Here is a 9,589-nt window from a genome sequence, read left to right on the forward strand (position 1 = left end):
GCGTCGAACACGGTGTCGGAAGCCTCGGCGACGGCGACACCGGGCGTGGGTGCGGGAGCCGCGCCGACGGGTGAACTCGCCTCGCTGGCCGGGGAGTTGACGGAGACCAACTCGTCACCCGGCGACAACTCCTCACCCGGTGCCGGTTCGTCACCCGGCGCCAGTCGCAGCAGCAGGCCGCCCTCCGCGCGGGCCACCGACTCCACGTCCGGGAGGGCCGCGATCTTTTCCACCAGGGGGTCGGGGATGTCCGCCGCGAGGCCGACCAGGAGGGTGTCTCCGGAGCCGATGATCTCGGCGACCGGGCCCGCCTGGACGAGGCGGCCGCGGTCCATGACCACGAGGTGGGTGCAGGACTGTTCGACCTCGGCGAGGAGGTGGCTGGAGACTATGACCGTGCGGCCTGCTTCCGCGTAGCGGATCAGCACCTCGCGCATCTCGCGGATCTGGGGCGGGTCGAGGCCGTTGGTCGGTTCGTCGAGGATGAGGAGGTCGGGGAGGCCGAGCATGGCCTGGGCGATGGCGAGGCGCTGGCGCATGCCCTGGGAGTAGGTGCGGACCGCGCGGGCGAGCGCGTCGCCGAGGCCCGCGATCTCCAGGGCCTCCTCCAAGTGGGCGTCCTGGGGCGGGCGTCCGGTCGCCTGCCAGTACAGCTCCAGGTTCTCGCGGCCGGAGAGGTGCGGGAGGAAGCCCGCGCCCTCGACGAAGGCGCCGACCCTGGACAGCACCGGGGCGCCCGGGCGGATCGCGTGCCCGAAGACCCTGATCTCGCCGGCGTCCGGTTTGATCAGGCCCATCAGCATGCGCAGGGTGGTCGTCTTGCCCGCGCCGTTCGGGCCCAGGAGGCCGAGCACCTGGCCCTTCTCGACGCGGAAGGACAGGTCCCGTACCGCGTACCGGTCCGCCGACTTCGCGTACCGCTTGCTCAAGTCGGTGATCTGGAGCGGGACTTCGGACAGTTCGGGGGCGGGGGGTGTCGACGTCGTACGCCTGCGTCCGGTCAGGAGCAGGGCCAGCGCGATCGCCGCGCCCGCGAGCGGGAGCCACCACACCCAGGACGGGAGCGTTGCCGCCGCGGTCGTGACGCCGGGGGCCGTCGGTACCTTGAGGTCGCTCTTCAGGGTGACGGTGTACGTCGCCGGGGCCGCCGGGGAGGCGTAGCCGAGGTCCGTCGAGGCGAGGACCAGGCGCAGGTGGTGGCCGCTCTGGACGTCGTAGTCGATGGCCGGGAGGGTGATCGTGACGTCCTTGCCGGCCTTGGTGCCGTCGACCCTGAGGGGGGTCACCAGCTGGGAGGGGAGCACCTGTTGGGTGCCGCCGGGGCCTACGTCGTAGACCTTGCCGAAGAGGACGGTGTCGTCGCTGGTCGACTTGACGTGGACGGTGACCGTGGGCGAACCGGTGATGCGGAGGCCGGTGGTGAGGGGGGCTGAGTCGAACGCCGCGTACTGGCCGGGGAAGTCGAGGGACACCCCGATGCCCAGGGAGGACAGTTGCGAGAGGCCGCCGGTGCTGCCGAGGCCCGGCAGGGCCGAGATCGCGGGTGGGCTGGCGCCGGCCGGGTTGGTGAAGGACTGCTCGCGGCGGCCGGTCAGGGCGATCGTGCGCGGGTCGCTCTCCAGGCCCGGGTAGGCGCTGTCGCTCGCGCCGCGCAGCAGGGCCGCGCCGTCCGTGGAGTCGACGCCTCCGGTGCGGGTGACGCGGAACGCGGGGCCGGTGTCGGTGTTCTTGTCGTCCTTCAGGTACCGGTCGAACCAGGACGTCACGCGTGCCTGGACGCGGCTTGTCTCCATGTCGCCGCCGTCATGGCCGCCGGCGATCCAGTCGACGTCCACGGGGGCGCCGTTCGCGCGGATCGCCTTCGCGGCGGCGTCGGCCTGGCCGAGCGGGAAGAGGGAGTCGGTCTGGCCCTGGAGCAGGAGGGTCGGCACGTTGATGTGCGTCGCTACGGCCGAGGGTGAACGGGCTTCCAGGAGTGCGCGGGCCTGGGCATCCGGCTTTCCGGACTCGGCCACCCTGTCGTACATCTGGCACAGTGCGGGCTCGAACTTGGCGCAGCCGCCGCCGGAGTTGATGAAGATGCCGGCCCAGAGCTTCTTGAAGACGCCGTTCGGGAACAGGGCGTCCGCGAGGTTCCAGTACGTGATCGCCGGGGCGATCGCGTCGACCCGGTCGTCGTAGCCGGCGGCCAGGAGGGAGATCGCGCCTCCGTAGGAACCGCCCGCCATACCCACGCGCGGGTCGCCCGGCTTGTCGAGCTGGACGTCCGGTTGCTTCGCCAGCCAGTCGATCAGCTTCGATACGTCCTTGACCTCGCCGGACGGGTCGTTCAGGCCGATCTTGCCGGTGGACTTGCCGAAGCCTCGGGCGGACCAGGTGAGTACCGCGTAGCCGTCCCGGGCGAGGTCCTGGGCTTCTTTTCGTACGTCTTCTTTGTTGCCGCCGAAGCCGTGGGCCAGGAGGACGGCTGGGCGGCGGGTTGATCCGCCCGTTGTGAAGTACGAGGTGTCCAGGGTGACGCCGTCGATCGCCATCATCCGGTCCGACTGGTGGACCGGGGGTGTGGTGTCCGAGGCTGCGGCCGTCCAGGTGCCGGCGGCGGCGAGCACGACGACGGCTGCGGTGGCTGCTAGCCAGCGCCGGGGGTGTCGTAGTCGTCGTAGGCCTTGCAGCCCGGGCAGTCGAAGATCCATGCGTTCAACGGTACGGGGCGTCTCTGACAGTTGGGGCAGACCCTGGGGTGAACCGGGGGTTAGGTGTGTACCGCGCTTGGTGTACGGCTATGGGGGTGGGGGCTTCGGTTGAGTGCCGAGTGCGGGTGCCGTGGGGCTGGTCGCGCAGTTCCCCGCGCCCCTAGGGGACTCGCCCCTTCGGGGCCTCGTCCTCCTCGGGGAGGGAGATCAGCCAGCGGGTTTCTCTGCGCGGGCGTAGGTATAGGGCCCAGTACAGAGTCGCCGCCGTGACTAGCCCGCCCGTCCACAGCAAGTAGGTCGTCTCCTGCTGGGTGAGGATGTAGGCCAGGACTGCGATCAGCAGGATCGGCATGGCGGGCCATAGTGGCATGCGCCACGCGTGCGTGTGCCTGTGGGAACCGCGTCGGGAGAGTAGGGCGGCCACCGCGACCAGGAGGTACATGCCGGTCACCGAGACGCCTGTCACGCCGTACAACGTGTCGAGGTTGACGAAGCAGAGGATCGCGCCCGGGATGCCCACGGCGAGCGTGGCCACCCAAGGGGAGCCGAAGCGGCCGAGTTTGGAGAAGAGGGTGTTGACCGGGTCGGGCCAGGCCTTGTCGCGGGCCGAGGCGAAGAGGACCCGGGAGTTCTGGATGACCATGACGATGCCGGCGTTGATGATCGCGAGGGCCACGCAGAGGCTGACGAAGGTGCCCACCGCGGAGTTGGACCAGGCTGTCACCATCGTGCTGATGTCTCCGCCGGTCAGGGTCGAGAGGTCGTTCGCGCCCATCGTGATCGCCACCACCGGGACCAGGATGATCACCGTGGAGATCGCGAGGGTGGCCAAGACCGTGCGGGCCACGTTGCGGCGCGGGTTCTCCAGTTCTTCGGAGAGGTAGACCGCCGTCGAGAAGCCTTGCGTGACGAACAGGGCGATCGCCAGGCCCGAGACCACCAGCATCGCCGTCACCGTGTCCGTGTGGCCGCCCGTGCCCGCGACCTGCATCGACGTCAGGCTGCCCAGGCCTCGTTGGCTGTGGGTGAAGCCGAGCAGGGCCACGACTCCTGCCGCTATGACCTCCAGGACCAGGAAGACGCCCGTGATCCACGCGTTGGCGCGCAGGTCCAACAGGCCTGCCAGCGTGGCCAGGAGCATCACTCCGGCGCCGGTCATGGACGGGTTCAGGTGGGCGATCGGGGCCAGGTAGTCCGCCGTGCCCATCGCTATCACCGGCGGGACGATCATCACGACCAGGAGGGACAGGACGAAGACCAGCCAGCCCGCCAAGCGGCCCGCCAGCGTCGACACCATCGCGTACTCGCCGCCCGCGCTGGGGATGAGGGTGCCCAGCTCCGAGTAGCAGAACGCCACGGCGATGCAGAGGACGGAGCCGATCGCGATCGTGAGGGCGGTCGCGGTGCCGAGCGAACCGAACAGGTCGGGGACGACCACGAAGAGCGTGGAGGCCGGTGTCACGCAGGAGAGCGTGAGGAGCGTGCCGCCGACGATGCCGATGGAACGCTTCAGCTGCTGCGGACGCCCGGAGGTGTCCGGCGCCTCGGCTGTGGCTGCTCCGGCGGCTTCGGCGGTGGGGAGGGTGTCGGTCACGCGCTGATGGAACATTGACGGAAACCATCACGTCAATGGGTGTTCACCTACGGAATTCGTTGATCCAGTCCGGCTGTAGTGCCGTATTCGGTGCCCGGAGGCAGTGCCGGTCCCGGTTCGGCTCGGTACGGGAACCGCAGCCGTCGTAGCCGAAAAAATGGGGCCGTCCGCGATACGGACGGCCCCACTCGGTGCTGCTCGGTGTTGATCAGTGGTTGCGCGGGAAGCCCAGGTCCACGCCCGACGGGCCGTCCGCCGGGTCGGGCCAGCGGGTGGTGACGACCTTGCCGCGGGTGTAGAAGTGGGTGCCGTCGTTGCCGTAGATGTGGTGGTCCCCGAAGAGCGAGTCCTTCCAGCCGCCGAAGGAGTGGTAGCCCACGGGGACCGGGATCGGGACGTTGACGCCGACCATGCCGGCCTCGATCTCCAGCTGGAAGCGGCGGGCCGCGCCGCCGTCGCGGGTGAAGATCGCGGTGCCGTTGCCGAAGGGGGAGCTGTTGATCAGCGCCACGCCCTCGTCGTACGTGTCGACGCGCAGGACGCACAGGACCGGGCCGAAGATCTCGTCCTGGTACGCCTTCGCCGTCGTCGGCACCCTGTCGAGGAGCGAGATGCCGATCCAGTGGCCGTCCTCGAAGCCCTCGACCGTGTAGCCGGTGCCGTCGAGGACGACCTCCGCGCCTTCGGCCGCCGCGCCGGTGACGTAGGACGCCACCTTGTCGCGGTGGACGGCCGTGATGAGCGGGCCCATCTCGGAGGTGGGGTCGTTGCCGGGGCCGATCTTGATCTTCTCGGCGCGCTCGCGGATCTTCTCGACCAGCTCGTCGCCGATCGAACCGACGGCGACGACGGCCGAGATGGCCATGCAGCGCTCGCCGGCCGAGCCGTAGGCCGCGGACACGGCCGCGTCCGCCGCCGCGTCGAGGTCGGCGTCCGGGAGGACCAGCATGTGGTTCTTGGCGCCGCCCAGAGCCTGGACCCGCTTGTGGTTCGCCGAGGCGGTGGTGTGGATGTAGCGGGCGATCGGGGTCGAGCCTACGAAGGAGACCGCCTTGACGTCCGGGTGCTCCAGGAGGCGGTCCACGGCCACCTTGTCGCCGTTGACGACGTTGAAGACGCCGTCGGGGAGGCCTGCCTCCGCGAGCAGTTCGGCGATCTTCAGGGACGCCGACGGGTCCTTCTCGGACGGCTTGAGGACGAAGGTGTTGCCGGTCGCGATGGCGATCGGGAACATCCACATCGGCACCATCGCCGGGAAGTTGAACGGCGTGATGCCCGCGACGACGCCCAGCGGCTGACGGATCGACGAGACGTCGACGCGGCTGGCGACCTCCGTCGACAGCTCGCCCTTCAGCTGCACGGTGATCCCGCACGCCAGGTCGACGATCTCCAGGCCGCGCGCGACCTCGCCCAGCGCGTCGCTGTGCACCTTGCCGTGCTCGGCGGTGATCAGCTCGGCGATCGCGTCGCGGTTGGCGTCCAGCAGCGCGCGGAACTTGAACAGGATCGTGGTGCGCTTGGCGAGGGACGAGGTACCCCAGGTCGCGTACGCGTCCTTGGCGGCGGCGACCGCCGCGTCGACCTCCTCCACGGTCGCGAAGGCGACCTTGGTGGTGACCGCGCCGGTCGCCGGGTCGGTGACCGGCCCGTACGTGCCCGACGCGCCTTCGACGGTCTTGCCGCCGATCCAGTGGTTGACGATCTTCGTCATGCCCAGATGCTCCTTCACAGATGGCGGCGTCGGGTGGAGACGTGCCGTTCGTACAGCTCACGTGCCTTGACCGCGGACGATCGGGTCGCGGTCGCGGCCACAGGTACATCCCACCAGGCCTGCGCGGGAGGCGCGCCCGACACTGTGTCTGCGGTTTCGGTCTCCACGTAGACACATGTGGGAGTGTCGGCCGCCCTCGCCACGGCGAGCGCCTCGCGCAGGTCGCTGACGGTCTTCGCGCGCAGCACGCGCATGCCGAGGCTGGCCGCGTTGGCGGCGAGGTCGACGGGCAGCGGGGCGCCGGTGTAGGTGCCGTCGTCCGCCTGGTGGCGGTAGGCCGTGCCGAAGCGCTCGCCGCCCACCGACTCCGACAGGCCGCCTATCGACGCGTACCCGTGGTTCTGTATCAGCAGCACCTTGATCGCGATGCCTTCTTGTACGGCCGTCACGATCTCCGTCGGCATCATCAGGTACGTGCCGTCGCCGACCAGCGCCCACACCGGCCGGTCCGGCGCGGCCAGCTTCACGCCGATCGCGGCCGGGATCTCGTAGCCCATGCAGGAGTAGCCGTACTCCAGGTGGTACTGGTCGAACGACCGCGTCCGCCACAGCTTGTGCAGATCGCCGGGGAGCGAACCGGCCGCGTTGACGATGATGTCCGACTCGTCGACGATCTCGTCCAGCGCGCCCAGCACTTGGGGCTGCGTCGGTCGTACGTCGGGTTCCTCGGCCTCGTAGCAGGCGTCGACGCGCTGCTCCCAACGCTCCTTGTCCTCGCGGTACTCGGCGATGTACGAGTCGGTGACCCGGTATGCGTTGTGGCCCAACTCCCCTGCCAGCGCGGCCAGTCCGCTGCGCGCGTCCGCGATCAGTGGCTGTCCGGCGAGCTTGTGGCCGTCGTAGGCACCGATGTTGAGGTTGAGGAAGCAGACGCCGGGGCGTTCGAAGAGGGTGTGGGAGCCGGTGGTGAAGTCGGTGTAGCGGGTGCCGACGCCGATCACCAGGTCGGCCAGGCGGGCGAGTTCGTCGGCGGTCGCGGTGCCGGTGTGGCCGATGCCGCCGACGTCCTGGGGGTGGTCGTGGTTCAGGGAGCCCTTGCCGGCCTGCGTGGAGGCGACGGGGATTCCGGTGGCCGCCGCGAACTCCGCGAGGACGGACTCCGCGCGGCTGTGGTGGACTCCGCCGCCCGCGATGATCAGGGGGCGCTCGGCCGCGCGAACTGCCCTTACGGCGTCGGCGAGTTCGGCCGGGTCGGCGGCGGGTCGCCTTACGTACCAGGTGCGTTCGGCGAAGAACTCGTCCGGCCAGTCGTACGCCTCGGCCTGGACATCCTGCGGGAGGGCGAGAGTTACGGCTCCGGTCTCGACGGGGTCGGCGAGCACGCGCATGGCGTTCAGGGCGGCGGGGATGAGCGCTTCCGGCCGGGTGATCCGGTCGAAGTACTTCGACACCGGGCGCAGGCAGTCGTTGACCGACACATCGCCCGCGTACGGGACTTCGAGCTGCTGGAGCACCGGGTCGGCGACGCGGGTGGCGAAGGTGTCGCCGGGGAGGAGCAGGACCGGGAGGTGGTTGATGGTGGCGAGGGCGGCGCCGGTGACGAGGTTGGTGGCGCCGGGGCCGATCGACGTCGTCACCGCGTGTGCCGCCAGGCGATTCGACTGACGCGCGTAGCCGACCGCCGCGTGGACCATGGACTGTTCGTTGCGGCCCTGGTGGTACGGCATGTCGTCGGCGTACTCGATGAGTGCCTGGCCGAGGCCGGCCACGTTGCCGTGGCCGAAGATGCCCCAGGTCGCGTCGATCAACCGCCGCCGTACGCCGTCGCGTTCGGTGTACTGGACGGACAGGAACCGTACGAGTGCCTGTGCGACCGTCAGCCTCGTCGTCGAGGTCATCGGTAACCACCTGTGCTTTCAACGTGGTCCGGGTGGAAGCAGATCCGCCACTCCCTCGTTCCACCCGGCCCCGCCATGACGTTCAGGCAGTACATGTCGTGACCCGGCTGGGCGATCGACGGGCCGTGCCGGCCATCGGGCACGAGCACGGCGTCGCCGGAGCGGACCTCCGCGAGGACGTCGGATCCGCCCTCACGGGAGGGGAATACGCGCTGATGGCCGAAACCGTTCGGGCCGTCGATCTCGAAGTAGTAGATCTCCTCCAACTCGGTTTCCTCGCCCGGCCGTTGTTCCCGGGAGACGAAGTCGCGGAGGCGGCGGAGGCAGGTGCCGTCGCCGCGTCGTTCCACCGGAACCTCCGGCGCGGGGCCGTAGCGAGCGGGGAGTCGTCGCTCGCACTTCGCTCCTGCCAGGGCGAAGCGGCCTCCCGCGCCGGAGGCGATCTTGGCCTGGGCGTCTCGGGGCACGTACGCGAAGTCGGTGACTCCGGCGAACACGCTTTCCCTGCCCAGGAGTTGGAACTCTTCGTCCGCAATTCGCACGGTACATCCACCGCTGAGCGGAAGCACGATCCACTCGCTGTCACCGGTGATGAAGTGGTGTGTCCCGCCCGGCTCCAGCTCGACGATCCGCAGACTGCCGCGGGTACAGCCGGCCCGCTCGGGGTCGATGTCCACGGCGTACTGCGCGTTGGCGGCGGAGCCCTTGGGGACGTACAGCTCAGGGACGTACGGCTGCTGCTCGACGGTCGTCATAAGGCGGCCCTCACAGCAGTCCCACGGCGGTGTCCACGGCGGCGGCGACGTCTCCGTCCGCCGGGTAGAGCAGCGAGCGGCCGACCACCAGGCCGCGCACGGTGGGGAGTTGGAGGGCGCCGCGCCACTTCTCGTAGGCGCCGTCCTGGTCGTCTCCGACCTCGCCCCCGAGGAGCACGGCGGGGAGGGTGGAGGTCTCCATGACCCGGGCCATGTCGTCCGGGTTCTCGGTGACGGGGAGCTTGAGCCAGGTGTAGGCCGAAGTGCCGCCCAGGCCCGAGGAGATGGCGATGGACTTGATGACGGCATCGGCGGAGAGGTCGTTCTTCAGCTTGCCCTCGTCCGTGCGGCGGCTGATGAACGGCTCGACGAACAGCGGGAGTCGACGCGCGGCCATGTCGTCGATGGCGCGGGCGGTGGACTCCAGGGTGGTGAGGGAGCCGGGGTCGTCGTAGTCGATGCGCAGGAGCAGCTTGCCCGCGTCGAAGTTGAGGCGCTCGATGTCCTCGGCGCGGTGGCCGGTGAAGCGGTCGTCGAGTTCGAAGCTCGCGCCCTGGAGGCCGCCGCGGTTCATCGAGCCCATGACGACCTTGCCTTCGAGGGCGCCGAGGAGGAGCAGGTCGTCCAGGATGTCGGCGGTCGCGAGGACGCCGTCGACACCGGGCCGGGACAGGGCGAGGCAGAGGCGTTCGAGCAGTTCGGCGCGGTTGGCCATGGCGAACTTGTGGTCGCCGACGCCGAGCGCGCCGCGGGCCGGGTGGTCGGCGGCGACGATCATCAGCCGGCCGGCGTCGTTGAGCAGCGGGCGCCGGACGCGCCGGGCGGCGGCCTCGGCGATCGCCTCGGGGTGGCGGGCGCGGACGCGGACGAGCTCGGAGATGTCGACGCGGGGGGCGGGGCCGCCCTCGTGACCGGAGGGGCGTGAGGGATCGGCGGGG

At 70.1% G+C, this 9,589-nt stretch carries 6 protein-coding genes; all 6 read right to left on the reverse strand.

The window, feature by feature from the left end; all coding sequences use genetic code 11:
- Window positions 1-2,693 (reverse strand): CocE/NonD family hydrolase (locus AC31A1_RS39310; RefSeq protein ID WP_489657871.1); only part of this gene is annotated, 2,693 nt, incomplete at its 3' end.
- 160 nt (window positions 2,694-2,853) lie between these two features.
- The gene (locus AC31A1_RS39315; protein ID WP_489657872.1) at window positions 2,854-4,287 is read right to left on the reverse strand and encodes an APC family permease; all 1,434 of its coding nucleotides are present in this window, start codon (window positions 4,285-4,287) and stop codon (window positions 2,854-2,856) included.
- Window positions 4,288-4,495: 208 nt separating this feature from the next.
- Window positions 4,496-5,998, reverse strand: coding sequence for a CoA-acylating methylmalonate-semialdehyde dehydrogenase (mmsA, locus tag AC31A1_RS39320; RefSeq protein ID WP_489657873.1), 1,503 nt, complete (start codon window positions 5,996-5,998; stop codon window positions 4,496-4,498).
- Window positions 5,999-6,012: 14 nt separating this feature from the next.
- Window positions 6,013-7,896, reverse strand: a complete 1,884-nt coding sequence (gene iolD / locus AC31A1_RS39325) for a 3D-(3,5/4)-trihydroxycyclohexane-1,2-dione acylhydrolase (decyclizing) (protein WP_489657874.1) — start codon at window positions 7,894-7,896, stop codon at window positions 6,013-6,015.
- Window positions 7,893-8,651 (reverse strand): 5-deoxy-glucuronate isomerase, encoded by a 759-nt coding sequence (locus AC31A1_RS39330; protein ID WP_489657875.1) that lies wholly within the window; start codon window positions 8,649-8,651, stop codon window positions 7,893-7,895. Before AC31A1_RS39330 ends, iolD begins: the two co-directional genes overlap by 4 nt.
- 10 nt (window positions 8,652-8,661) lie before the next feature.
- Window positions 8,662-9,531: a Cgl0159 family (beta/alpha)8-fold protein gene (locus tag AC31A1_RS39335; protein ID WP_489657876.1), complete on the reverse strand. Its 870-nt coding sequence runs from the start codon at window positions 9,529-9,531 to the stop codon at window positions 8,662-8,664.
- Window positions 9,532-9,589 lie beyond the last annotated feature (58 nt).

The sequence above is a fragment of the Streptomyces sp. P5F9 genome (assembly GCF_057961495.1).